General features: G+C 67.9%; 25 protein-coding genes and 1 tRNA gene. 5 read left to right on the top strand and 21 right to left on the bottom strand.

Features of this window, described 5'->3' with window-relative positions:
• Window positions 1-130: 130 nt before the first annotated feature.
• Complete coding sequence (locus tag DKG75_RS21020; RefSeq protein WP_109923157.1) at window positions 131-736, top strand: 2-hydroxychromene-2-carboxylate isomerase; 606 nt, start codon at window positions 131-133, stop codon at window positions 734-736.
• A gap of 36 nt (window positions 737-772) precedes the next feature.
• Here the strand turns inward: DKG75_RS21020 and DKG75_RS22825 are convergent, their stop codons facing one another.
• The 5 genes from DKG75_RS22825 to DKG75_RS21000 all read right to left on the bottom strand — a co-directional run bounded on the left by DKG75_RS22825 (window position 773) and on the right by DKG75_RS21000 (window position 5,293).
• Window positions 773-1,444 (bottom strand): imm11 family protein, encoded by a 672-nt coding sequence (locus tag DKG75_RS22825; RefSeq protein WP_133637056.1) that lies wholly within the window; start codon window positions 1,442-1,444, stop codon window positions 773-775.
• Window positions 1,445-1,589: 145 nt separating this feature from the next.
• Window positions 1,590-3,659, bottom strand: a complete 2,070-nt coding sequence (locus DKG75_RS21015; protein WP_109923156.1) for a 3-hydroxyacyl-CoA dehydrogenase NAD-binding domain-containing protein — start codon at window positions 3,657-3,659, stop codon at window positions 1,590-1,592.
• Between the two features lie 118 nt (window positions 3,660-3,777).
• A tRNA-Leu gene (locus DKG75_RS21010) sits at window positions 3,778-3,863 on the bottom strand.
• Window positions 3,864-4,004: 141 nt separating this feature from the next.
• A complete protein-coding gene (locus DKG75_RS21005; protein WP_109923155.1) occupies window positions 4,005-4,736 on the bottom strand; it encodes a phosphoadenylyl-sulfate reductase in 732 nt (243 codons plus the stop codon).
• On the bottom strand, window positions 4,733-5,293 hold the full coding sequence (locus DKG75_RS21000; RefSeq protein ID WP_109923154.1) for a precorrin-2 dehydrogenase/sirohydrochlorin ferrochelatase family protein: 561 nt from the start codon (window positions 5,291-5,293) through the stop codon (window positions 4,733-4,735). Before DKG75_RS21000 ends, DKG75_RS21005 begins: the two co-directional genes overlap by 4 nt.
• Window positions 5,294-5,467: 174 nt before the next feature.
• Here DKG75_RS21000 and DKG75_RS20995 point away from each other — a divergent pair, with 174 nt between their 5' ends.
• Window positions 5,468-5,653, top strand: coding sequence for a putative motility protein (locus DKG75_RS20995; protein WP_166646573.1), 186 nt, complete (start codon window positions 5,468-5,470; stop codon window positions 5,651-5,653).
• 58 nt (window positions 5,654-5,711) lie between these two features.
• Here DKG75_RS20995 and DKG75_RS20990 read toward each other — a convergent pair whose 3' ends face one another.
• Entirely contained in the window at window positions 5,712-5,948 is a 237-nt protein-coding gene (locus tag DKG75_RS20990; protein ID WP_109923152.1) for a FliM/FliN family flagellar motor switch protein, read from the bottom strand.
• Window positions 5,949-6,017: 69 nt separating this feature from the next.
• Between DKG75_RS20990 and lipB the strand changes: the two genes are divergently transcribed.
• Window positions 6,018-6,731 (top strand): lipoyl(octanoyl) transferase LipB, encoded by a 714-nt coding sequence (gene lipB / locus DKG75_RS20985; RefSeq protein WP_109923151.1) that lies wholly within the window; start codon window positions 6,018-6,020, stop codon window positions 6,729-6,731.
• Between the two features lie 30 nt (window positions 6,732-6,761).
• On the opposite strand, the gene DKG75_RS20980 is transcribed toward lipB, so the two are convergent.
• The 10 genes from DKG75_RS20980 to DKG75_RS20935 all read right to left on the bottom strand — a co-directional run bounded on the left by DKG75_RS20980 (window position 6,762) and on the right by DKG75_RS20935 (window position 15,254).
• Window positions 6,762-7,436 (bottom strand): hypothetical protein, encoded by a 675-nt coding sequence (locus DKG75_RS20980; protein WP_109923150.1) that lies wholly within the window; start codon window positions 7,434-7,436, stop codon window positions 6,762-6,764.
• 97 nt (window positions 7,437-7,533) lie between these two features.
• Entirely contained in the window at window positions 7,534-7,881 is a 348-nt protein-coding gene (locus DKG75_RS20975; protein WP_109923149.1) for an ADP-ribosylation/crystallin J1, read from the bottom strand.
• A gap of 7 nt (window positions 7,882-7,888) precedes the next feature.
• Window positions 7,889-8,164 (bottom strand): acylphosphatase, encoded by a 276-nt coding sequence (locus tag DKG75_RS20970; RefSeq protein ID WP_109923148.1) that lies wholly within the window; start codon window positions 8,162-8,164, stop codon window positions 7,889-7,891.
• Between the two features lie 72 nt (window positions 8,165-8,236).
• Window positions 8,237-10,237: an acetyl-CoA carboxylase biotin carboxylase subunit gene (locus DKG75_RS20965; protein ID WP_109923147.1), complete on the bottom strand. Its 2,001-nt coding sequence runs from the start codon at window positions 10,235-10,237 to the stop codon at window positions 8,237-8,239.
• A gap of 19 nt (window positions 10,238-10,256) precedes the next feature.
• A complete protein-coding gene (locus DKG75_RS20960; protein WP_109923146.1) occupies window positions 10,257-11,789 on the bottom strand; it encodes an acyl-CoA carboxylase subunit beta in 1,533 nt (510 codons plus the stop codon).
• 175 nt (window positions 11,790-11,964) lie between these two features.
• Window positions 11,965-12,660: an ATP12 family chaperone protein gene (locus DKG75_RS20955; protein ID WP_109923145.1), complete on the bottom strand. Its 696-nt coding sequence runs from the start codon at window positions 12,658-12,660 to the stop codon at window positions 11,965-11,967.
• A complete protein-coding gene (locus tag DKG75_RS20950) occupies window positions 12,657-13,673 on the bottom strand; it encodes an RluA family pseudouridine synthase (RefSeq protein WP_109923144.1) in 1,017 nt (338 codons plus the stop codon). The genes DKG75_RS20955 and DKG75_RS20950 overlap by 4 nt, the downstream gene beginning before the upstream one ends.
• The gene (crcB, locus tag DKG75_RS20945) at window positions 13,670-14,050 is read right to left on the bottom strand and encodes a fluoride efflux transporter CrcB (protein ID WP_109923143.1); all 381 of its coding nucleotides are present in this window, start codon (window positions 14,048-14,050) and stop codon (window positions 13,670-13,672) included. Before crcB ends, DKG75_RS20950 begins: the two co-directional genes overlap by 4 nt.
• Window positions 14,051-14,238: 188 nt before the next feature.
• Complete coding sequence (locus tag DKG75_RS20940) at window positions 14,239-14,541, bottom strand: AzlD family protein (RefSeq protein WP_109923142.1); 303 nt, start codon at window positions 14,539-14,541, stop codon at window positions 14,239-14,241.
• Entirely contained in the window at window positions 14,538-15,254 is a 717-nt protein-coding gene (locus tag DKG75_RS20935; protein WP_109923141.1) for an AzlC family ABC transporter permease, read from the bottom strand. The genes DKG75_RS20940 and DKG75_RS20935 overlap by 4 nt, the downstream gene beginning before the upstream one ends.
• 120 nt (window positions 15,255-15,374) lie before the next feature.
• Here DKG75_RS20935 and DKG75_RS20930 point away from each other — a divergent pair, with 120 nt between their 5' ends.
• Window positions 15,375-15,605, top strand: a complete 231-nt coding sequence (locus tag DKG75_RS20930) for a hypothetical protein (protein WP_109923140.1) — start codon at window positions 15,375-15,377, stop codon at window positions 15,603-15,605.
• 22 nt (window positions 15,606-15,627) lie between these two features.
• Here the strand turns inward: DKG75_RS20930 and DKG75_RS20925 are convergent, their stop codons facing one another.
• From DKG75_RS20925 to DKG75_RS20905, 5 genes are all read right to left on the bottom strand, one after another.
• Window positions 15,628-16,731 carry a Fic family protein gene (locus DKG75_RS20925; protein WP_425086501.1) on the bottom strand — a complete coding sequence of 368 codons (1,104 nt, stop codon included), beginning with the start codon at window positions 16,729-16,731 and terminating at the stop codon, window positions 15,628-15,630.
• Window positions 16,732-16,882: 151 nt separating this feature from the next.
• Window positions 16,883-17,788, bottom strand: coding sequence for a LysR substrate-binding domain-containing protein (locus DKG75_RS20920; protein ID WP_109923139.1), 906 nt, complete (start codon window positions 17,786-17,788; stop codon window positions 16,883-16,885).
• 49 nt (window positions 17,789-17,837) lie between these two features.
• A complete protein-coding gene (gene choV / locus DKG75_RS20915) occupies window positions 17,838-19,022 on the bottom strand; it encodes a choline ABC transporter ATP-binding protein (RefSeq protein WP_109923138.1) in 1,185 nt (394 codons plus the stop codon).
• A 1-nt stretch (window position 19,023) separates the two neighbouring features.
• Window positions 19,024-19,881, bottom strand: a complete 858-nt coding sequence (choW, locus tag DKG75_RS20910; RefSeq protein ID WP_109923137.1) for a choline ABC transporter permease subunit — start codon at window positions 19,879-19,881, stop codon at window positions 19,024-19,026.
• 42 nt (window positions 19,882-19,923) lie between these two features.
• Entirely contained in the window at window positions 19,924-20,871 is a 948-nt protein-coding gene (locus DKG75_RS20905; protein ID WP_109923136.1) for a choline ABC transporter substrate-binding protein, read from the bottom strand.
• Window positions 20,872-21,092: 221 nt separating this feature from the next.
• On the opposite strand from DKG75_RS20905, the gene betI reads away from it, so the two are divergent.
• Complete coding sequence (gene betI / locus DKG75_RS20900; RefSeq protein ID WP_166646574.1) at window positions 21,093-22,580, top strand: choline-binding transcriptional repressor BetI; 1,488 nt, start codon at window positions 21,093-21,095, stop codon at window positions 22,578-22,580.
• Window positions 22,581-22,582: the final 2 nt, after the last annotated feature.

The following is a 22,582-nucleotide window of genomic DNA, read 5'->3' as shown; positions in this document are numbered from 1 at the left end:
TCTTCAAGGACATTCGAGCGCCTTGCCGATCCACTGAATCGGCCGTTCGCTCGAAGGGCTTGCCCCGGCACCGCCGGGGAGTGTGTCATGGCAGGCGCCGGCGACAACAAGAAAGCAAAGGGGGGCGTCCGTGCCGAAGCTCGAATTCTTCTTCGATATTTCCAGTCCCTGGACCTATCTCGCCTTCTCCCGCATCGAGCAGGTGGCGGCCGCGGGCGGCGCCGAACTCGTGTTCCGGCCGTTCCTGGTCGGGGGCGTGTTCAACGCGGTGAACGACAGCGTCTATGCCTGGCGGGAAAAGCCGAACCCGGTGAAGCTGCGCTATTATCACAAGGATCTTCAGGACTGGGCGCGCGAGGCCGGCATCGCCATCGGCCAGCCGCCGGTCTTCCCCGTCAACAGCGTGAAGGCGATGCGCGGCTGTTTCGTCGCCGAGGCGGCGGGCGTGCTCGTCCCCTATGCCCGCGCCCTGTTCGAAGCCTATTGGGGCCGGCTGGAAGATATCTCGCAGGATGCGGCGATCGCGCCGGTGCTGGACCGCGTCGGCCTCGACCGCGAGGATTTCTTCCGGGCGATCGCGCAGCCGGACCTGAAGGACCGGCTGCGCGCCAATACCGCGGAATTGATCGAGCGGGGCGGCTTCGGCTCCCCCACCATGTTCGTCGACGGGACGGACATGTATTTCGGCAACGACCGCCTGCCCCTGGTGCTCTCCGCCCTCGCCCTGGCGGGATAGCATTTCTTCAGGCAAAGCGAAAACCGGTTCGCCGTCTCAGATGATACTGTTGTGAAAGATCGCCGCGTCGGAGCGATGATGAATCCGGCATCGATAAAGGCCAAAATGGCGAGTCAATTTTGCCTTCCGCAGGGCTGTAACCAAGCCGTCGCTCAGGAAAAAAGCTCTGGTAAACCGTGGCTCTTCGATCCAGAGGTCCGCTCCGTCAAGTGCGGCGCCAGCAAGGGCAATATCGTCATCCTTTGGTGCACTATTCAGGGTCCAGATGTCCTTGTCAGGGTAAATCTTCCTGGCTCTGGGTGATGCTTCAGGCAGGAACGTTTCCTTTCGATCACCAAAATTAATGCAGTAATAATTCCCATCAACAGGTGTAATATTATCGTGCTGGAAAATCTTTATCTTATAAAATGATGTGTTCTCCATGTTGAAACAATGGAAAATATCTAAAAGGCGAGACGAGATTATCCAAAACCCACTTGCCTCAAAGAGATCTGGCAGTTTTTCGATTTTTCTTTCCGGATATTCTCCATAGAAGATTTTTGGAAATCGCTCCGATGGCAAAGGGATTCCTTGCCTGTTGCGGAGAACAACATCTGCCATCTCTTCGAGATTTTCTTTGTAGTTCTCAGGCACGATATATCGGGTGAGCGAGGTTGTCTTGAACGCTCGACTGACCCAGGCACAGGGTGTCTTCTTCGTCGTCGTCAAGGGCCTGCTCCCATTCTTGAAGACCTGTCGTCGGAATCGGTCGCGTGCCCGGCCGAAGCGGCCATCGAGCGGAAAACGGCTTCCCTTCCTTCAAGGCCATAAGGAGGCAGGTCGCGGGGGGCAAGCCCGCGCCCGGGTGGGATCATCAGCCGGCGAAGCCCCTGCCTGCGGCCAGCACCCGCCGCAGCAGGGGCGCCACCGCCCAGGGCCCGGTGCCGAGGCGGGCGTGATAGGCCTCGATCCCGGCCACCACCTTGTCCAGCCCCTCCTGTTCCGCCCAGAACATGGGGCCGCCGCGATAGGCCGGGAAGCCGTAGCCGTTCAGCCAGATGGCGTCGATGTCGGAAGCGCGGGCGGCGATGCCCTCGTCGAGGATGCGGGCGCCCTCGTTCACCATCATGAACAGGCAGCGTTCCAGGATTTCCCGGTCGTCCACGGCCCGGGTGGCGATGCCCGCGGCGGCGCGATAGTCGGCGATCAGGGCTTCTGTCTCCGGGTCCGGGACGGGGGTGCGGCTGCCGGCCTCGTAGCGGTAGATGCCGGCCCGGGTCTTCTGGCCGAAGCGGCCGCGCTCGGCCAGGGCATCCAGCCAGTTCGGCGCGTCGACCTCCGGATCGCCGGCCTTCCGCCTTTCCTCCCGGATGCGCCAGCCGACGTCGAGGCCGGCGAGGTCGGAGGTGGCGAAGGGCCCCATGGCGAAGCCGAAATCGGTCAGGACCTTGTCCACCTGCTGCGGCGTCGCGCCTTCGTTGACCAGGGCGACGGCCTCGCGGTTGCGGGCGTGCAGGATGCGGTTGCCGACGAAACCATAGCAGACGCCGACCATCACCCCGACCTTGCCGATGCGCCGGGCGACCTCCATCACCGTCGCCTGGACGTCCGGGGCCGTGCGCCGGGTGCGGACATTCTCCAACAGCTTCATGACATTGGCCGGGCTGAAGAAATGCATGCCGACGACATCCTGGGGCCGGCCCGTCACCTCGGCGATCCGGTCGATGTCGAGGGTGGAAGTATTGGTCGCCAGCACCGCGCCCGCCTTGCAGACGGCATCCAGCGTGCGGAATACCTCGTGTTTCACCGCCATCGATTCGAAGACCGCCTCGATCACCAGATCGGCACCGGCGAGGTCCTGATAGTCCAGGCTGCCGCGGATGAGGCCGGTCCGGGCCTCGACTTCGGCCGCGGTGATGCGGCCCTTGGCGGCGGTCGCCTCGTAATTGGCGCGGATGGTGGCAAGGCCCTTCTCCAGCGCCTCCGCCCTGGTTTCGAGCAGGGTGACCGGGATACCGGCATTGGCGAACGACATGGCGATGCCGCCGCCCATGGTGCCGGCGCCGATGATGCCCACGGTCTCGATCCGGCGCGGCTTCACCTCGGGCCCGATGCCCGGGACCTTGGCCGCCTCGCGCGGGGCGAAGAAGGCATGGATCAGGCCCTTGCGTTGGGGCGAGGCGAGGCAGGAGAGGAAAAGCTCGCGCTCGTGCCGCAGCGCCTCCTCGAAGGGCAGGCGGGTCGCCGCCTCGATCGCCTCGACGATGCGCAGCGGCGAGAACAGGCCCCGGGTCCTTTTGGCGACGTCGCGGGTGACGGCGGCCAGCAGTTCCGCATCGCCCGCCAGCGGCAGGTCGCGGGTGCGGCGGTGCCCCACCCCTTCCCCGGCAAGGCGGACCGCGGCGGCGACCACATCGCCCTCGGCCACGCGGTCGACGATGCCCGCCGCCTCGGCCCTGGCGGCATCCAGGGGCTCGCCGGCGATCATGATATCGGCCGCCGCCCTGATCCCGGTCAGGCGCGGCAGGCGGATGCAGCCGCCAGCACCAGGGATGAGGCCGAGCTTCACCTCGGGCAGGCCGAGGCTGGCGAAGGGCGAGGCGACACGGTAATGGCAACCGAGCGCCAGTTCGAGACCGCCGCCCAGCGCCACCCCGCCGATCGCCGCGATCACCGGCTTCGGCGACAGTTCGAAGGCATCGATCACCTCGGGCAGGGAGGGGCCGGCCGGCGGCTTGCCGAATTCGCGGATATCGGCACCGGCGGAGAATGCCTTGCCGGCGCCGGTCAGGACGATGGTCTTCGCCCCCTCGTCCGCCAGCGCCTCGGCCAGGCGGGCGGCCAGGCCGGCGCGCACCGCCTGGCCCAGCGCATTCACCGGCGGGCTGTCGATGGTGATGACCCCGACATCGCCCTGGCGGGCGTAATGGACAAGCTCGCTCATTGCTCCTCCGCATTTCGATTTTTGGCCGTCACCGGCAGATTCGCGGCCGATTGTGCGTCATTCCGAAAACAGCGGGCATGAAAAAAGCCCGAACCAGCAGGTCCGGGCTTTTTCAGTTTGGTGCGGTCGAGAAGACTCGAACTTCCACGGGAGTTACCCCACAAGCACCTCAAGCTTGCGCGTCTACCATTCCGCCACGACCGCATCGGGCAGGCGCGGTTGGTAGCAAATCCGGCCCGCGGGAGCAAGCGTGTTTTCGAGTGTTCACGATTTCGCGCATTGGAAACCGGCAATGCGCTTGCCGCCGATCGCGGCCACATGGGCCCGGGCGCCGCCGGTTCCTGCTCAGATGCCGGAACCCTCGGCCTCCAGGTGGATGCCGCATTCGCGCTTGCCGGTGCCGGCCCAGCGGCCGTCGCGATACTCGCCGCCATCGGCGACCCGGTCGGTGCAGGGCATGCAGCCGATCGAGACATAGCCGTCCTCGACCAGGGGATGGGGCGGCAGGTTATACGCGACGCGATAGGCTTCCAGCGCCTCCTGGTCCCAGGAGATCAGGGGATTGACCTTCACCAGGCCGTTGGCCGATTCGACGTTGGGCAGGGCCGCGCGCTCGCTGGTCTGGAAGCGCTTCCGCCCAGTGAACCAGGCATCGAAGCCTTCAAGGGCGCGGGCCAGCGGCTCGACCTTGCGCAGCCGGCAGCAGGCGTCCGGATTGTCGCGCCAGAGGACGCCGTTCGGATCGCGCCGCTCGACCTCGACCGGGTCGGGCTCGATGGTGCGGACGTCGGTCAGGCCGAGCAGCCGGGTCAGGCGGTCGCGATAGCGCAGGGTCTCGCCGAACAGCTTGTCGGTATCGAGGAAGATCACCGGGATCGAGCGATCGACCTTGGCGACCAGATGCAGCAGGACCGCCGATTCGGCGCCGAAGGACGAGACCAGGGCGATGCGGCCCCGGAATTCGAGCTGGGACATGATCTTGACCAGCCCCTCGCCGTCGAGGGGGCCGTAAAGATTGCGCAGGGCCGCCGCATGGTCGCGGGCCCATTGCTTGCGATCGGCGGCAAGCGCGTTCATGCCAGCCATCCCTTCTCATCCAGATATGCATCCGAGCGCCGGGAAACCTCTCCCGGCGTCAGACCCTGTTCACGCCAAACACGCCGGGCCTCGCCCAGTTCCCGCAGGCGCTCCTGCCATTCGGGGCCGAACTCGCCCTCGAGATGGCGGCGCAACCGCCGGGCCAGGGCCGGACTGCGGCCCGCGGTCGAGACTGCTATGGTCAGGTCGCCCCGCCGGACCAGCGCCGGTAGATGGACATCGCAAAGCTCGACCACATCCTCGACATTCACCAGGGCGCCGACCGACCGGGCCGCCGCCGCCACCGATGCCGCCTGCCCCCGCTCGAGACCGGCGACGATCACCAGCCGGACCCCGGCCAGCGCCGCCGCCTCCGGCACGCCCGGCCGCAACCGGTCGCCCGCCGCCGCCGCCAGCTCGGGCCCCGGCTCCAGCGCATAGACCGCGACCGAATGCGCCCCCGCCTCGTCCACCAGGCGCAGGCGCTTCAGCACCACATCGCCCCGGCCGACGACGGCGACCGGCAGATTGGACAGATCGAGCGCCAGCGGCAGCATGGAAACCTCGACGGCATTGCGACGGACTCCGCCGCATTGCAAATTGGTTGCGGACCATATGGGGTTCACCGCCTTCCACGCAATGGCTATTTGAACAGTTTTATTGAACAGTTTTATTTTGTTTTAACTTGTGGTTAAGGGGGCACGGGCTATAGGATGGGGTGGAGAAAAACCATGACCGACCTTGCATCGCTCGCCGTGGCCATGACCACCAGCCAGACCCGCACCGAGGCTTCCCTCGCGTTTCTGCGGCAGAATGCGGATTTCCAGCGCCAGAGCGTGCTCGCCCTGGTCGAGACGGCAGCTGCCGCGCCCCAGGCCCCCGAGGGCATGGGCAAGATCGTCGATCAATACGCCTGAACCGCCAGGGAGCCACCCTTGCGCCCCTGCCATGATGCAGGCGCATGGGCGATCGGTTTCAGCGATTGTTGCCGAACAGCAGTTCGGTGACGGAAACGGCGATGCGGTCGCCGGACAGCACGATTTCCCCGCGCGCGATGGGCCGGCCGTTGGCCAGGATCATCACCGGCTCGCTTTCCTTCGCGTCCAGTTCGATGACGGCGCCGCGCCCCATTTTCAGCAATTGATGAATGGGCATGGTCGACTGGCCGAGCACCACTGATATATCGATGAAGACTTCGCCGACTGCGGACAAGGCTGACCCCTCCGATGGATGAGGCCAGTCTTACCCGACATCCTTAGTTTCAGGTTAACAGGATCGATCATGGACACGCCGCCCGACGCCCCCGCCGATGCGATCGCCCCTGCCAATGTGATTGAATGGGTCATCGCCCCGGGCCTGACCGATTACCCGGCCGCCCTCGCCGCCATGGAGCAGCGGGTGGAGGCGATCCGCGCCGGCACCGCGCGGGAGCGGATCTGGCTGGTCGAGCACCCCCCGCTCTATACCGCGGGCACCAGTGCTGCGGCGGACGAACTGCTGGCCCCCGGGCGCTTCCCGGTCTATGACGCCGGGCGCGGCGGGCGCTTCACCTATCACGGGCCGGGGCAGCGCGTGGTCTATGTCATGCTGGACCTGGCGAAACACGGCCGGGACCTGCGCGATTTCGTCTGCAAGCTGGAGAAATGGGTGATCGCGGCGCTGGCCCGCTTCAACGTGACGGGCGAGATGCGCGACGGCCGGGTCGGCGTCTGGGTCGCCCGGGGCGAGGCCCCCTTCGCCCGCGAGGACAAGATCGCCGCCATCGGCGTCCGGGTGCGGCGCTGGGTGACCTTTCACGGCCTGTCGCTGAACGTCGAGCCGGACCTCGGCCATTTCACCGGCATCGTGCCCTGCGGCATCAGCGCGCATGGCGTCACCTCCCTCGTCGACCTCGGCCTGCCGGTGACGATGGCGGATGTCGATATCGCCCTGCTCGACACCTTCGAGGATGTGTTCGGCCTGCCGCTGGTCCACCAGTCGTCTGCGGCAGCCTGATCAGCGCCGGCCCGATCAGCGACGAACCGATCAGCGACCTTGGCCGATGGTGGCGGGGTCGGCCTCGCCGGGGCGGAGCACGCGGTCGATAATCAGGTGGCTGGCGGCGATCGCGGCGCCCTTCTGGTCCATGTCCGGCATGATCATGACCCGCAGGGTCCTGCCCGCCGCATCGGCCGGCACCGGCACGTTGAAGGCATAGCTTTCATAGGCGACGGTATTGGTGGTGAAGCGGGTCCATTCGGCCGGGCCGCCGTCGATGGTCAGGGCCATGGCGAATTCGCGCGACGGATTCTGCCGGTCGGCCCGGGCCCAGAGGGTGATGCGCGCCATGCGCCCGGCGAGCTTGGCCGCCACCGCCGGCGACAATTCCACCCAAGCGCTGCCCGCGGCCGATTCGGTGAAGACCTCGGGCGCCCCCTGGAGATGGACGGCGGAGCCCATCTCCTGGCGGGTGGCGGCGACCACCGGCCCGCTGGCATTCACCTGGACCGTGCGGCGGTCCGCCTCGGCGGGCTGCAGCGGCATGACCACGATCCGCTCCACGCCTTCGTTGGAAACCTCGCCCGCCGGGCGCACGGTCTCTTCCCGCGCGGTCACCGCATGGGCAAGGGCCAGGCGTTCGATCGTCAGGTCGTAGCCGATCGCGCCCACCACGGGGGCGAGGGCCAGAATGCCGACAGCCCAGGTCAGATAACGGTACATCGAGGCTCCGAGGCGAATGCGCCAGATGTTGCAATTGCCCCCACGAACGTCAACCCATGACATGGTTGGGGGTTCCTTGCGCCATTTGCATTCGACGTCAGGGAAAACCGTGGTTGACCTCGATCTCCCCGACGATCGCGGCGTTGAAGTCCGGCAGCGCCGCCGCCGGGATCCAATATTCCAGGTGCTCGCGCCCCCCCGCCGGCTGGGGCCGGTAGCGGTCGAGATAATCGCGCCGCACCTCGAAGCGGGTGACGAAGCCCAGGCCGCTGGCCGGCACGTTCCAGTCCCGCGCGATCTTGATCGCATAGGCCTCGGAGAGGACGGGATAGAAGATCGGCTGGTCCGCCAGCCGAGGCGGAAAGGCGCGCATGCCGGCGGCCCGGATCAGGTCCAGCTCCGCCGGCCCGACCGGGCGCCACAGGGTTACGGTTGCCCCGGCCATGGCCGCCTCACGCCGTTTCGCGCTGGATGAAGCCGGGCGCGGGCACGTCCTCCGCCGGCCGGCTGTCGATGCCGCCGACGATGGCGGCCGGCGGGCCGAGGCGGCAGGCGGCGACCAATTCGTCCAGCACCGCCGCCTCGCCCCGGGCCAGCACTTCGACCGTGCCGTCCAGCCGGTTGCGCACCCAGCCGTCAAGGCCGAGCAGGCGCGCCTTGCCGGCGGCGAAATGGCGATAGCCGACGCCCTGCACCCGGCCGGAAATGATCAGGCGGATCGTTTTCATGCCCTGCACTCTCCAAAGCAAAAGGCCCCGGCGGTTCGCGCCGGGGCCCTTCGATCACAACAGGTCCTGCGCTCACTCGAATTCGAGGATCACCTGGTCGACGGCGAAACTGTCGCCCTTCTTGCCCTTGACCTTGGCCACCTTGCCGTCGCGTTCCGCCTTGAGGACGTTTTCCATCTTCATGGCTTCGACGACCGCGAGGGTCTGGCCCGCCTTCACCTCTTCGCCCTCGCTCACATTGATCGAGACGATCAGTCCCGGCATCGGGCAGAGCAGGAACTTCGAGGTATCCGGCGGCAGCTTCACCGGCATCAGGGCGGCGAGCTGGGCCGCGCGCGGCGTGCGCACGGACACCACCACCTCGGCGCCCGAATGGAACAGGCGGAAGCCCTCGCCCTTCTTCTCGACCTGGACGATGACCGGCTTGCCGTTCACCGAACCGCGCAGCAGCTTCGAGCCCGGCACCCAATCGGTGCGGACCGCGAGCAGCCGGCCGCCGAAGGTGACGTCATAGCCGCCCTCGGCATTCTCGACCGAGACGCTGCGCTTGTCGTCGCCGACCTGGACCACATACTCGGTCTGGAGCTTGCGGCCGTGGTTGGTCAACTGGCCCGAGATCCGGATCTCGCGCTCCTGGGTGCGGCGATGCAGGGCGATCGCCGCCGCCGTCAGATTGTCGAGCGCCAGGGCATCGACCGTGCCGCCCGAGAAACCGTCGGGGAATTCCTCGGCGATGAAGCCGGTGGTCAGGCGGCCCGAGCGGAAGCGCTCGTGCCCGAGCACCGCCGAGACGAAGCTGATGTTGTGGCTGATGCCGCGAATGTAGAAGGCGTCCAGCGCCGCGCGCTGGGCGTCGATCGCCTGTTCGCGGGTCGGCGCATGGGTGCACAGCTTCGCGATCATCGGGTCGTAGAACATCGAGATCTCGGCCCCGGCGAACACGCCCGTGTCGTTGCGGACGATGACGCCATTGCCGTCCGGCCCTTCCGCCGGCGGATCGTAATGGGTCAGCCGGCCGATCGAGGGCAGGAAGCCGCGGGTCGGGTCTTCGGCATAGACGCGGGATTCGATCGCCCAGCCATTGATGCCGATGTCTTCCTGTTTGATCGCCAGCGTCTCGCCATAGGCGACGCGGATCATCTGCTCGACGAGGTCGATGCCGGTGATCAGTTCGGTGACCGGGTGTTCCACCTGGAGACGGGTGTTCATCTCGAGGAAGTAGAAGTTGCGCTCGCCGTCGACGATGAATTCCACCGTGCCGGCGCTGTCGTAGTCCACTTCCTTGGCCAGGGCGACCGACTGTTCGCCCATGGCCTTGCGGGTGGCTTCGTCCAGGAACGGGCTCGGGGCTTCCTCGATCACCTTCTGGTTGCGGCGCTGGATCGAGCATTCGCGCTCGTTCACATAGACCACGTTGCCGTGCTTGTCGCCCAGCACCTGGATCTCGATGTGGCGGGGCGAGGTCACGAACTTCTCGATGAAGACGCGGTCGTCGGCGAACGACGAACGGGCTTCATTGGTCGCGGACTGGAAGCCCTCGCGGGTTTCCGCCTCGTTCCAGGCGATGCGCATGCCCTTGCCGCCGCCGCCGGCGGACGCCTTGATCATGACCGGATAGCCGATTTCCTGGGCGATCTTCACCGCCTCGTCGGTATCCTTGATGACGCCGAGATAGCCGGGGACGGTGTTGACGCCGGCCGCGGCCGCCAGCTTCTTACTCTCGATCTTGTCGCCCATGGCGCCGATGGCGCGCACGTTCGGCCCGATGAACTTGATGCCATGCGCTTCGAGTGCCGCGCAGAAGTTCGCCTTTTCCGACAGGAAGCCATAGCCGGGGTGAACGGCTTCGGCGCCGGTATCGAGGCAGGCCTTCACGATCCGGTCGATGATCAGATAGGACTCGGCCGCCGGCGGGGCGCCGACATGCACGGCCTCGTCCGCCATTTCGACGTGGAGCGCATCGGCATCCGCATCGGAATAGACGGCGACCGTCTTGATGCCCATCTTGCGGGCGGTCTTGATGACGCGGCAGGCGATCTCGCCGCGGTTCGCGATCAGGATCTTCTTGAACATCTTTGAACCCACCAACCGGTCAGAGCGGAATATTGTCGTGTTTCTTGGCCGGGACCTGGATCTCCTTGTTACGGAGCATCGCAAAGGCCCGCGCCACACGACGGCGGGTCGAATGAGGCATGATCACCTCGTCGATGAAGCCGCGGTTCGCCGCCTTGAACGGGCTGGCGAAATTGGCGGCATATTCGGCCGTCCGCGCCGCGATCTTTTCCGCGTCGCCGATCTCGGTGCGGAAGATGATCTCGACCGCGCCCTTGGCGCCCATCACCGCGATTTCGGCGGTCGGCCAGGCATAGTTGACGTCGCCGCGCAGGTGCTTGGACGACATGACGTCATAGGCGCCGCCATAGGCCTTGCGGGTGATCACGGTCACCTTCGGCACCGTCGCCTCGGCATAGGCGAAGAGCAGCTTGGCGCCGTGCTTGATGATGCCGCCGTATTCCTGCGCCGTGCCGGGCAGGAAGCCGGGGACGTCCACCAGGGTCAGGATCGGGATGTTGAAGGCGTCGCAGAAGCGCACGAAGCGCGCCGCCTTGCGGGAGCTGTCGATGTCCAGGCAGCCGGCCAGCACCATCGGCTGGTTGGCGACGATGCCGACGGTCGAGCCTTCGAGACGGGCGAAGCCGGTGATGATGTTCTTGGCGAAGGCCGGCTGGATCTCGAAGAAATCGCCTTCGTCGACGATCTTCGCGATCAGTTCCTTCATGTCGTAGGGCTTGTTCGGGTTGGCCGGGACCAGGGTGTCCAGGCTGTTCTCGATCCGCTCCACATCGTCGAAGAAGGGCCTGACCGGCGGCTTTTCCTTGTTCGACAGGGGCAGGAAGTCGAACAGGCGGCGGGTTTCGTACAGCGCCTCGACGTCATTCTCGAAGGCATTGTCGGCGACCGACGACTTGGCGGTATGGGTGACGGCGCCGCCCAGCTCTTCCTGGGTGACGATTTCCTGGGTCACGGTCTTCACCACGTCGGGGCCCGTGACGAACATGTAGGAACTGTCCTTCACCATGAAGATGAAGTCGGTCATGGCGGGGGAATAGACCGCGCCGCCGGCGCAGGGCCCCATGATGACCGAGATCTGCGGAATGACGCCCGAGGCATCGACATTGCGCAGGAAGACGTCGGCATAGCCGCCGAGGGAGGCGACGCCTTCCTGGATGCGGGCGCCGCCCGAATCGTTGAGGCCGATCACCGGCGCGCCGACCTTCAGGGCCATGTCCATGATCTTGCAGATCTTGGTGGCGTGGGATTCGGACAGCGAGCCGCCGAAGACCGTGAAATCCTGCGAGAAGACGAAGACCTGGCGGCCGTTGATGGTGCCCCAGCCGGTCACCACGCCGTCGCCGGCGACCTTCTGCTCCGCCATCCCGAAATCGGAACAGCGGTGCTCGACGAACATGTCGTATTCCTCGAAGGAACCGGCGTCGAGGAGGAGTTCGACGCGTTCGCGCGCGGTCAGCTTGCCCTTGGCATGCTGCGCGTCGATACGCTTCTGCCCGCCACCGAGACGGGCCTCTTCACGCTTTTTTTCGAGCTGGCGGAGAATATGGTGCATCAGACCCCCCAAGAACCGCGCCGGTCGGCCGGCTACGGTGCGGCAACGCGCTATAGTGCCGCGGACGCGAAAGACTGGGGTCTGTTATCATCAAATAGTCGCACGTTCCAGTGCGACGGATAGGGGGCTTGCGGCCGGCGACAAAATTGTTGCATGCCCCCCGCACGCCCCGCCGTCAGGCGTGCAGCAGGCCGAAGAAACGATGGGCATGGCCGAGATCCGCCCGCTGGCGGGCGGCGCGGTCCGCCGCTTCGGCGTCCTCGCCCCATTTCTCCGTCTGGTAGTCGTCGTCGACCCGGCTCGCCTGCCAGGCGTCGTCGAGCGCCAATTCGCCCTCGGCGACCGCGAGCGCCAGGACCAGGGAGCCGAGAATGCCGACCAGCGTGTGCAGGGCGGCCAGTTCCGCGTCGGCCCGGCGATCGAGGGCGGCGGCCATGCGCGCGACCACCGCCGCGTCCTGGGCGATGGGCATCAGGCCGGCGGTCACCCGCAATGCGAGATCGAAGCGCCGGCCCGCCCACTCGATCCAGGGGTCCCAGGCCGCGGCCTGGCGGGCGACCAGATCGTCCGGCTCGACGGCCCGGTAGCACAGGAGGTCGGTGCCGGCGTAATGGGCCAGTTCCGCGACCACGTCCGGCCGGAGATCGGCCACCCGGTCCACCGCTGTATTGGCATAGCGGGTGAGCACCAGGGCCTCGGCCTTGAAGTCCGCCGGCTGTTCGTTCCATTCGGCCGCGATCGCTTCCGCCAGGGCCCGGGTCGGCACCACCAGGGGGCGCTTGGCCGGGCTGCGCATCGGCTTGCCGTCCAGGGCGATGGCGAAGCCGCCGGCCGTCTCGACCGCTTCGGCCTGTTTCCAGAAACGCTTCATTCGTCCAGTTCCGCAAAGACATCCGCCCCGGCCGTGGCATCGAAGCCGAGGAGCTTGAAACTTTCCACCATGTGGTGCGGCAGTTCGGCCGTCACCGTCAGGCGGCCGCCGTCCGGGTGGGCGATGTCGATCGCCCTGGCATGCAGGTGCAGCTTGCGGCTGACCCCGCCGGTGAGGAAAGCCTCGGCCCCGCCGTATTTGCCGTCACCGACGATGGGGGTGCCGAGGAAAGCGGCATGGGCGCGCAACTGGTGGGTCCGCCCGGTCAGCGGCCGCATCGCCAGCCAGCCGACCCGCCCGCCCGCCTGTTCGACCACGGCGTAATAGGTGACGGCGCGCTTTGCGTCGTCATCGTCTTCCGGATGGGTGACGGCGCGCATCTTCTCGTGGCCGGCCGGGCCTTCCTTCGCCAGGGCCAGGTTGATCCGGCCGCGCGCGGGCCGGGGCACGCCGGCCACCAGCGCCCAATAGGTCTTGGCCGCATCGCGGGCGCGGAACGCCTTGGTCAGGGCCGATGCCGCCAGCCGGTCGCGCGCCAGGACCAGCACGCCGGAAGTATCCTTGTCCAGCCGGTGCACCAGTTTCGGCCGTTCCGCCGCGCCGAAGCGGAGCGCGTCCAAGGCGGCATCGAGATGGGCGTCGTTGAGGCCGCTGCCGCCCTGGACCGCGAGGCCCGGCGGCTTGTTGATCACGATCACCCGGTCGTCGCGATGGATGATGGCTTTCTTCAGCGACGCGGCGATTTCGGCCAGCTTGCCGGTCAGGGGCGGCGGGCCGTCGGCCTTGGGGGCGGTGGGTTTCGGCGCCTCGCCCAGGGGCGGCACGCGGATCTCGTCGCCGGTCGCCAGGCGGTCGGCCGCCTTCACCCGCCCGCCGTTGACCCGGACCTGGCCGGTGCGGAGCAATTTCTCCAGTCGGCCGTGGCCGAGGTCGGGATAATGGCGCTTGAACCAGCGGTCCAGGCGCATGTCCGCATCCGCCGCCTCGACCTTGCGCAGAACCACCGTGCTCATGATGCCACAACCTGCCTGACCAACCAGAAACCGACCACCAGCGCCCCGATCGACAGGACCACCGACGCGGCGACATAGAGCGCCGCCGCCCCCGCCTCGCCCCGCGCCCACAGCCCATAGGCATCGAGCGAGAAGGCGGAAAAGGTGGTGAAACCGCCCAGCACCCCGGTCATCAGGAACAGGCGCGCCGGATCGTCGCCCGCACGCGCCGCGAACAGGGCCGCGAGGGCGCCCATGACCAGGCTGCCGGACAGGTTGACCGCGAGCGTGCCATAGGGAAAGCCGGCCCCGAGCGCCGCCTGTGCCAGCCGCGCCACCGCGAGGCGCAGCACCGACCCCGCAGCACCACCCACCGCCACCAGTACATAGGGGCCCATCGTCTCACCTCATCCATCGCCGGGACTGACCTTGCCGCCGGGCGCGCAAGCTAGCGAGGCCAGCGCCACGGGGCAAGCCGTACCGGAAATCGGCACGCCACAGGGTGGCGCGAACCGCGGCAAAAATAAATGCGCAGCCCTCCCCCCCTTCCCCGCCCTGCGGAATGAACGTTCATTCCGCAGGGCCGTCAGCCGATCAGGGCGCGGAAGCCGGCCGCGGCCAGGATGCCGGTGGCGATTGCCGCGATCATGGGCAGGCGCCAGGCGGCCAGGATCACGGCGAACCCGGCCAGGGTTTCGGCCCAGCCGGTGGTGAGCAGCGTCGGCGCCACGATGGCGGCGAGGACGGCGGGCGGCATCGCCTCGAGACCGGCGGCGAGCCGGCCGCGGAAACGGAAGCCCGCAGGCAGCAGCAGCCCGCACAGCCGGGGCAAGGCGGTCGCCGCCGCCATGGCGAGAATGGCGAGCACGGTGTGCAGGTCGAGGCTCATGACGCTTCCCTCGCCCCCGGCACCGGCCGGAGCATGGCGAGCAGAACCCCGGCCAGCGCCCCGGCCATGATCGACCAGGGACCGGGATAGAGGGCATCGACCAGGGCGGCGGTACCGGCGCTGGCCGGCACGATGGCGGCAAAGCCGGGCCGGGCGCGGAAGCCCAGAATCAGGACGATGAAAATGGCGATGAAGGTAAAGTCGAGGCCCAGCGCCTTCGGATCGCGCAGCAGGCTGCCCAGGGCCGCCCCGGCCAGGGTCGCCGCCACCCAGGACAGGTAGAAGACCACGGTCAGCCCGGCATAGAAGGCGGGCGTCAGCGGGTGGCGCGCCGCCCGCGCCTCGGCGAAGGCCCAGGATTCGTCGACCATCAGGAGCAGGGCGAGAGGGCGGAGCCAGCGCGGGAACAGCCCGAGGTGGCGAACCAGCGACAGGCTCATCAAGCCGTGGCGCAGGTTGACCACCAGGGCCGTCAGCCCCAGCGCCAGCCAGGGCGCCGGCGCGGACCAGGAGTCCAGGGCCACGAATTGCGACGCCCCGGCAAAGACCAGGGCCGACATCAGGCCGCTTTCAAGCGCGCTCAAGCCCTTGTCGACGGCCAGCGCGCCGATCAGCAGGGCAAAGGGCACAGCCGCGGCGATCGCCGGGAAGACCGTGGTCAGCCCGTCGCGGAATTCGGTCCAGGGGGTGGGGGTGTCGGGTCCTGTCGTCATCGCCCGATCATGGCGGCGCCGGCATCGCCGGTCTTGGACAAAAGTGCCGGCGGCGAACCTTGTGGAGAAAGACGGCGTTTGGCGCTTTCATGGCCTGGGCAAACCGCGAGGACAAGGACCATGGACAGGGACACGGCCCTCCGGCTGGACGGCATGGCCGCCGGCATCATCGGCCAATTGGACGGGCTTGCCTTCTACATGAAGCAGAACCTGCCGGCGGCGGCGTACCAAAGCAATGTGAAGCCGATCGCCCACGCCCTGGCCGAATTGTTCGAATTCCGCCAGGGTCTATACGGCGTGTTTCCGGACATCCTGCCCAGGGAACTCGACCCCGCCCGATGCGCGATCTAGGCTGAATGACAGGTGGCGGGAGTCAAGCCTCCGGCGCGATGGAATAGCTGGTGCTCCGTCCACCGGCCGGGTCCTTCACGAGTATCCCCCGCTCAACCAGATCATTGATGTCGCGCAGCGCCGTGTCCGGCGAGGTCTTGGCGATCTTCGCCCATTTGGAACTGGTCAGCTTGCCCTCGAACCCGTCGAGCAGCCGGTTGACCATCATGCGCTGCCGTTCGTTCAGGGGCTGGGCGACCAGCCTCTCCCACACCCGTGCCTTGTGCATGACGCCGGCAAGGATCGCTTCGGAACCGTCGAACGCCCGGTCCAGGCAGCCGATGAACCACAGCAACCACGGCGTGATGTCCAGATCGCCGCGCTGGGTCGCTTCCAGCATGTCGTAATAGGCTTTGCGCTCGGTCCTGATCTGGGCCGACATGCTGTAGAAGCGTTGCGGCGTGCCCTCGGCCCTCGCAAGGGCCAGATCGGCAATAGCGCGGGCGATACGCCCGTTGCCGTCATCGAACGGATGGATGGTCACGAACCACAGATGGGCGATCGCGGCCTTGAGCACCGGATCGGGATCGGCACTCTCGAACCAATTGAGGAACCGGGCCATCTCCGTATCCAGCCGCGCGGCTGCCGGCGCCCGATAATGGACACGCTCGCGTCCCATCGGACCCGACACGACTTGCATGGGGCCGGTGGCATCGTCACGCCATGCGCCGACCGTGATGCGGGCCATGCCGCTGCGCCCGGTGGGAAAGAGGGCGGCGTGCCAGCCGAACAGCCGTTCGGTGGTCAGGGGTTTTGCGTAGTTCCGGGTCGCATCGAGCATCATCTCGACAACGCCTTCGACATTGCGATCCGCTGGAACCAATCCGCCGATGTCCATGCCCAGACGCCGGGCGATGGAAGAGCGGACCTGACCCTTGTCCAGTATCTCGCCCTCGATCTCGCTGGACTTCAGGACATCCTCGGTCAGGGCATGAAGTACGGCCTCTTCCTGCAACGGAAAGCCCAGCGCCTCCATGCGCCCGATCAGCCGCCCCTGTCGATGACGCATGGCGGCCAGAGGCCGGGCGATCCGTTCATCGCTCCAGCGCAAATTCGGCCAGTCGCTGCGTCCGTGGATATAGGCCATAATCACCGCACCCGTTGCGGAGATTCATGCCGCCATTCTCCGCAGGAGGCAAGGATCATCTCCGCATCCCATGCGGGGAATGGCATTGCCGTTCACGCAAAGTCCCGTTTCCCAAGCGGCAGCCGGCCGAGTGCCCGGGGCCGCCTGGCGATCATCCGCCCTCCCCGCCGGCCGCATTGCCGGCCATGGCCGCCGCCAGCCAGTGCCGCAAGCGGGCGGTGTTGCGGTCGCCCCAGCTGGCCTGGGGGGCACGCAGGGCATAGGTGCCGAGGCTGATGTCGGTTTCCAGCACCTCGACCAGGCGCCCGGCGGCAAGGTCGTCGCCGACCAGCAGGGCGTTGGCCAGCGCAATGCCCTGGCCCTGCAAGGCGGCCTCGACCGCCGCATCCGCGTGCCACAGCCGGGGCCCGTGCAGGGCCGGCACCGGGTCCAGCCCGGCCAGCGCCAGCCATTGGCGCCATTGCTCGCGGCTTTCCTCGTGGATCAGGGGGGCGGCGGCCATATCGGCGGGGCCGGCGAAGGGGCCGCGGCGGGCGACGAAGGTCGGGCTCGCCACCGGGAAGAAGCGGGGCGCCAGCAATGCCGCCAGGGTCGTGCCCGGCTGGCCGCGCAGGTTGAAGCCGATCTCGGCATCGGCCTCGCCCCGGGCGAAATCGGGCGAACGGTCGGTCGGCTGCAACACGATCTCGACCCCCGGGAGCGCGGCCTCCAGGGCGGAAAGGCGCCGGGTCAGCCAGCGGACCGCAAGGCCCGGCACGCAGAAGATGCGCATCTCGCCGGCGCCGCCCTTCGGCGACAGTTCTTCCGTCGCGGCGGCGATCAGGTCGAAGCCTTGCGCGATCGCCTCGAAATAGCGCCGGCCCTCGGGGGTCAGCGCGATGCCCCGGCCGTCGCGCTCGGTCAGGCGGACGCCGGCCCAATCCTCGAGATTGCGCAGGTGGCGGCTGATCACCGTGTGGGAGACATTGAGATCGTCGCCGGCACGGCGCGTGCCGCCCAGGCGGGCGACCGCCTCGAAGGCACGCAGGGCGACGAGCGGGGGCAGACGGCGGGACAAGGCGGGACCGGCAGCGGGAATCGTATCGCCCGACCTTACACCCGGCCCCTCACGCGCGCCATCCGTCCCCCGCCAGGGCGCCGAAGAGATCGTCCTCGCGGCACAGCGCGCTGACCCGGCCGTCGGCCGCCAGCACCACGGGCAGGCCGCTGGCCCGGCGCAGTTCGACCACCTCGCGCAGCAGCAGGTCGGGCGGCGCCAGGACGAGGGCGCCCGCCGGCGGCAGTTCCCCCGCCGCATGGGGCCAGAGCGGGCACGCCGCCCCCGCCAGCCGGGCGGCCAGCGCCTGCCCCGCCCCGTCAAGGGCGAGATGCAGGCCGCGCCCGGCATCGAGCACGACGTCCCCCTCGATCCGGGGCAGGTCGCCGATCGCGGTCGCCAGGCCGCCGGCGCGGAGAATGTTCAGCGGGTTCATGTGACGGACGAATTCCCGCACGTAATCGTCGGCGGGGCGCAGCACGATGTCTTCCGGCGTGCCGGCCTGGACGATGCGCCCGCCCTCGAGGATGGCGATCTGATTGCCGAGCTTCAGCGCCTCGTCCAGATCGTGGCTGACGAAGATGATCGTCTTCTTCAGATTGCGCTGAAGGTCCAGCAATTCGTCCTGTAACCGGGTGCGGATCAGGGGGTCGAGGGCCGAGAACGGCTCGTCCATCAGCAGGATGTCGGCATCGGTGGCGAAGGCCCGGGCGAGGCCGACGCGCTGCTGCATGCCGCCGGACAATTCGCTGGCGTATTTGTCGGCCCAGCGGTCGAGGGCGACGAGTTTCAGCTTCCCGTCGACGATGCGGCGGCGTTCCGCCGGCTTCATGCCGCGCAGTTCGAGGCCGAGGCCGACATTCTCCCGCACCGTGCGCCAGGGCAGCAGGGCGAATTGCTGGAACACCATGGCGATGCGGGTGGTGCGCATGCGGCGCAGCGTCTTCGCATCGCAGGCGGCGATATCGACCTGGCGCTCGCCGTCGGCGACCAGGACCTTGCCGCGCGAGATTTTGTTGAGGCCGTTCACGGCGCGCAGCAAGGTCGATTTGCCGGACCCGGACAACCCCATGAGGACGCAGATCTCCCCCGCCCTCACCTTCAGGCTGGCGCGGGAAACGCCGACGATGACGCCGGTCGCGGCCAGGATATCCTCGCGCGTGCCGCCGGCATCCATGCGCCGGGTCGCCTCGGCGATGGCGCCGGGATCGGCGCCGAAGAGAATATCGACCGCCTGGAATTCGACCGCCGCCATCTCAGCGCCCCTTCGGCCGGTCCGGCTGGCGGCACACCCGGTCGAGGATGATGGCAAGGACGACGATGGCGAGGCCGGCCTCGAACCCCATGGCGACCCGGACCGAATTGAGCGCCCGCACCACCGGCACCCCCAGCCCGCCGGCACCGACCAGCGCCGCGATCACCACCATGGACAGGGACAGCATGATGCATTGGGTCAGGCCCGCCATGATCGTGGGCAGGGCATGGGGCAATTCGATCTTCAGCAGAAGCTGGGTGCGCGAGGCGCCGAATGCCTCCCCCGCCTCGACCAGGGTTTTCGGCACGGCGGAAATGCCGAGATAAGTCAGGCGGATCGGCGCCGGCAGGGCGAAGACGATGGTCGAGATCAGCCCCGGCACGGCGCCGAGGCCGAAGAGCACCAATGTCGGGATCAGGTAGACGAAGGTCGGCAGGGTCTGCATCAGGTCCAGGATGGGACGCAGGGCATTATAGAGCCAGGGCCGCCGCGCCGCCGCGATGCCGACCGGCACGCCGATCGCCATCGACGCCATGGTCGCGAAGACGACGAGGGAGAGGGTCTCCAGCGTCTCCTTCCAATAGCCCTGGTTGAGAATGAAGAGCAGCGCAAGCGCGACGAAAAGCGACAGCCGCCACGACCGCCGCAGGGCGAAGGCCAGCCCGGCCAGGACGAGAATGAGGAGAAGCGGCGGCGTGCCGGTCAGCAGCGCGGTGAACCCGTCGACGACCGCGCTCACCGTGTCCGAGAACCAGTCGAAGAAATCGAGGCTGTAATCCTTGATGAAATTGACCGCCGCCTCGATCCCCTTGCCGACCGGAATCTTGTGGTCGACAAGCCACTGCGTAACCTCGTCCATCGCCGCCCCCACCGCCCGAAACGCGCCGCCCGAAACGCGCGGTCAGAGGCCGAGGCCGGCCTTCACCGCGGCAAGCCCGGGCTTGCCGTCGATCGTCGCGACCCCGTCGAGCCAGCCGTCCAGCGTCGCCGGATGGGCCTTCAGCCAGGCGGCGGCGGCCTTTTCCGGGTCCTCGCCGTCGTTGAGGATGGCGCCCATCATCTCGTTCTCGAGGGTGAGGGTGAATTTCAGGTTGGCGATCAGCTTGCCGGCGTTCGGACAATCGGCGACATAGCCGGCGCGGGTATTGGTATAGATGGTGGCGCCGCCGTAATTCGGGCCGAAGACGTCGTCGCCGCCATCGAGATATTTCATGGCGAATTTGGCGTTCATCGGGTGCGGCTCCCAGCCGAGGAAGACGATGCCGCGGTCCTTACGCGTCGCCTTCTCCACCTCCGCCAGCATGCCCTGCTCGCTGGATTCGACCAGCGAGAAGCCCTTGAGGCCGAATTTGTCGCCCGCGATCATGTCCAGGATCAGGCGGTTGCCGTCGTTGCCCGGCTCGATGCCGTAAATCCTGCCCTCGAGCTGGTCCTTGAAGGCGGCGATATCGGCAAAGGATTTCAGGCCCTTGTCATAGAGATAGGCCGGCACCGCCAGGGTGTATTTGGCACCTTCGAGGTTCACGCCGACGACATCGACCGACTTGTCGTCGACATAGGGGCGGAGGTCCGCCTCCATGGTCGGCATCCAGTTGCCGAGGAAGACGTCGATATCCTTCGACTTCATCGAGGCATAGGTGACCGGCACCGACAGCACCTGGGTCTTCGGCTCATAGCCGAGCGCCTTCAGCACCACCGAGGCGGCGGCAGTGGTCGCGGTGATGTCGGTCCAGCCGACATCGGCGAAGCGGACGGTCTTGCAGGCGGCGGGTTCGGCCGCGCGTGCGTGGCCTGCGGCGGTGACGGCAAGGCCGGATACGGCCAGGGCGATAAGGCTCTTGCGCAGCATCGATCGATCTCCGGGAACGGGAATTCACCACCATTGAACGGATATTCAAAACCGATGCCGCCCGGTTGTCATCATGATTTTTCTTTGAATAATTCGACAAATCTGCCCAGATTTTGGGCATCCGGAAGCCCCTGGCCGGATCGCCGCAAAGGCATATTGAACGGCCATTCAATCGGTGGAATCCTGACCTGCCGGAACCTTGAGGAGAAGCGATGTCGCGCATGGAGCCAGAGGACGTCCGCCGCCGCCAGTTGATCGAGACGACGATCGAGACCATGGCGGACGCGGGCTTCGTCGGCACGACGCTCGGCCAGATCGCCCGCCGGGCCGGGGTTTCCCCCGGCCTGGTCGCGCATTATTTCGGCGACAAGGACGGCCTGCTGGAAGCGACGCTGCGCCATCTCGCCCGCCGCGTCGGCCGGCGCACCGCCGCCTGCCTGGCGGCCGCGACCAGCGCCCGCGCCCGGGTCCAGGCGGTGATCGACGCCAACCTGGCGCCGGAGGAATTCGACCGCCAGACCTGCACCGTCTGGCTGGCCTTCTGGGGGCAGGTGATCCATTCGCCGCGCCTGAAGCGCATCCAGCACGTCTACCAGCAGCGCATGCTGTCGAACCTGCGCCACCCCCTCAAGGAACTCCTGCCATCCCATCAGGCGGAACGGCTGGCGCTTGCCGTCGCCGCCGTGATCGACGGGCTGTGGCTGCGCGCGACCCTGTCCGGCTCGGACGAGACCGACAGCGCGACGGCACGCGCCATCGCCACCGGCTTCGTCGACAGCCAATTGGCGCAATTGCGCCGGCCGCCGCCGGCCGCCCCGCCCGGCCACCATATCGCCGGCCGCGCGCTGGCGGCGGGCGGGCGCGGCGCCCTGGCCGAGGCGGTGGCCGCCGGCCGGCTGGCCCTTGGCGAGGGCGGCGCCGGCACGGCCCGGGAGCGGGCCCGCGCGCTTTTCGCCGCCGCCGCCCGCCTCCGCGCCGAGGCCGACAGTATCGCCGCCCAAGAAAGCCGCCAGGGCGGCCGCGCCGTCGCCGCCTGCCTCGACGATGCCGCCGCCGCCCTCGACCTGCTGGAACAGGGCGCGGAACTGGCGCTGCGCCTGAACGACGCCGGGCCACGCCGGCCGTTCGGCGTCATCGCCGGCGCGGACGGCGGCCACCGCCCCTTCTACACCGCCTGCCGCCACGCGGCGCTGGCGATCGCCGGCGGCAATGCCCTGGTCCATGTGGCGGCGCCGGGCACGGCGCCGGCCGCCCTCGCCCTGGTCCGCGCCCTGGAGGCGGCGGGGCTGCCGCCGGGGATCGTCAATATCGTGCTCGGGACCGGGCGCGGCCTGAACCGGCAGGCGGGAATTGCCGCCCGGATCGAGCCGCCCCCGGGCGAAATCGTCCTCGTCCTGCTCGATGCCGGCGCCGCCGGGGCCGCGCAGGCCGCCCGCGACCTGCTGTGCGCCCGGGGCGACGGCGCCCGCCTTCGCATCGTCGAGATGCCGGCCGATCCGGACGGCCTGGACGGGGCCGCCGCGGTCGGCCTTTACGGCAGCGACGCGGCGGCGGCCCGGCGCCTTGCCGCGCGGATCGCGGCGCCCCTGGTCTGGGTCGGCGGGGCGCCGCCGGCGGGCCCCGCCCTCGATTTTGCCGGGGTCGCCGCCTTCACCCGCCCCGCCCCCATCCTGTCCCCGGCCGAGGCCGGCACCACCGTCGAGGCCTGACC

It is taken from the genome of Zavarzinia compransoris (assembly GCF_003173055.1).
Classification (GTDB): Bacteria; Pseudomonadota; Alphaproteobacteria; order Zavarziniales; family Zavarziniaceae; genus Zavarzinia; species Zavarzinia compransoris.
The sequence above is the reverse complement of the archived record's forward strand: the minus strand, read 5'-3'. Positions and strand labels throughout refer to the sequence as shown.

Excerpts from the sequence above, each read along its gene's own strand:
- DKG75_RS21015 (WP_109923156.1), bottom strand. The coding sequence starts at position 3,659 with ATGAGCGAGCTTGTCCATTACGCCCGCCAGGGCGATGTCGGGGTCATC.
- DKG75_RS21005 (WP_109923155.1), bottom strand. The coding sequence starts at position 4,736 with ATGAACGCGCTTGCCGCCGATCGCAAGCAATGGGCCCGCGACCATGCG.
- DKG75_RS21000 (WP_109923154.1), bottom strand. The coding sequence starts at position 5,293 with ATGCTGCCGCTGGCGCTCGATCTGTCCAATCTGCCGGTCGCCGTCGTC.
- DKG75_RS20995 (WP_166646573.1), top strand. The coding sequence starts at position 5,468 with ATGACCGACCTTGCATCGCTCGCCGTGGCCATGACCACCAGCCAGACC.
- lipB (WP_109923151.1), top strand. The coding sequence starts at position 6,018 with ATGGACACGCCGCCCGACGCCCCCGCCGATGCGATCGCCCCTGCCAAT.
- DKG75_RS20980 (WP_109923150.1), bottom strand. The coding sequence starts at position 7,436 with ATGTACCGTTATCTGACCTGGGCTGTCGGCATTCTGGCCCTCGCCCCC.
- DKG75_RS20975 (WP_109923149.1), bottom strand. The coding sequence starts at position 7,881 with ATGGCCGGGGCAACCGTAACCCTGTGGCGCCCGGTCGGGCCGGCGGAG.
- DKG75_RS20970 (WP_109923148.1), bottom strand. The coding sequence starts at position 8,164 with ATGAAAACGATCCGCCTGATCATTTCCGGCCGGGTGCAGGGCGTCGGC.
- DKG75_RS20965 (WP_109923147.1), bottom strand. The coding sequence starts at position 10,237 with ATGTTCAAGAAGATCCTGATCGCGAACCGCGGCGAGATCGCCTGCCGC.
- DKG75_RS20960 (WP_109923146.1), bottom strand. The coding sequence starts at position 11,789 with ATGCACCATATTCTCCGCCAGCTCGAAAAAAAGCGTGAAGAGGCCCGT.
- DKG75_RS20955 (WP_109923145.1), bottom strand. The coding sequence starts at position 12,660 with ATGAAGCGTTTCTGGAAACAGGCCGAAGCGGTCGAGACGGCCGGCGGC.
- DKG75_RS20950 (WP_109923144.1), bottom strand. The coding sequence starts at position 13,673 with ATGAGCACGGTGGTTCTGCGCAAGGTCGAGGCGGCGGATGCGGACATG.
- crcB (WP_109923143.1), bottom strand. The coding sequence starts at position 14,050 with ATGGGCCCCTATGTACTGGTGGCGGTGGGTGGTGCTGCGGGGTCGGTG.
- DKG75_RS20940 (WP_109923142.1), bottom strand. The coding sequence starts at position 14,541 with ATGAGCCTCGACCTGCACACCGTGCTCGCCATTCTCGCCATGGCGGCG.
- DKG75_RS20935 (WP_109923141.1), bottom strand. The coding sequence starts at position 15,254 with ATGACGACAGGACCCGACACCCCCACCCCCTGGACCGAATTCCGCGAC.
- DKG75_RS20930 (WP_109923140.1), top strand. The coding sequence starts at position 15,375 with ATGGACAGGGACACGGCCCTCCGGCTGGACGGCATGGCCGCCGGCATC.
- DKG75_RS20925 (WP_425086501.1), bottom strand. The coding sequence starts at position 16,731 with ATGGCCTATATCCACGGACGCAGCGACTGGCCGAATTTGCGCTGGAGC.
- choV (WP_109923138.1), bottom strand. The coding sequence starts at position 19,022 with ATGGCGGCGGTCGAATTCCAGGCGGTCGATATTCTCTTCGGCGCCGAT.
- choW (WP_109923137.1), bottom strand. The coding sequence starts at position 19,881 with ATGGACGAGGTTACGCAGTGGCTTGTCGACCACAAGATTCCGGTCGGC.
- DKG75_RS20905 (WP_109923136.1), bottom strand. The coding sequence starts at position 20,871 with ATGCTGCGCAAGAGCCTTATCGCCCTGGCCGTATCCGGCCTTGCCGTC.
- betI (WP_166646574.1), top strand. The coding sequence starts at position 21,093 with ATGGAGCCAGAGGACGTCCGCCGCCGCCAGTTGATCGAGACGACGATC.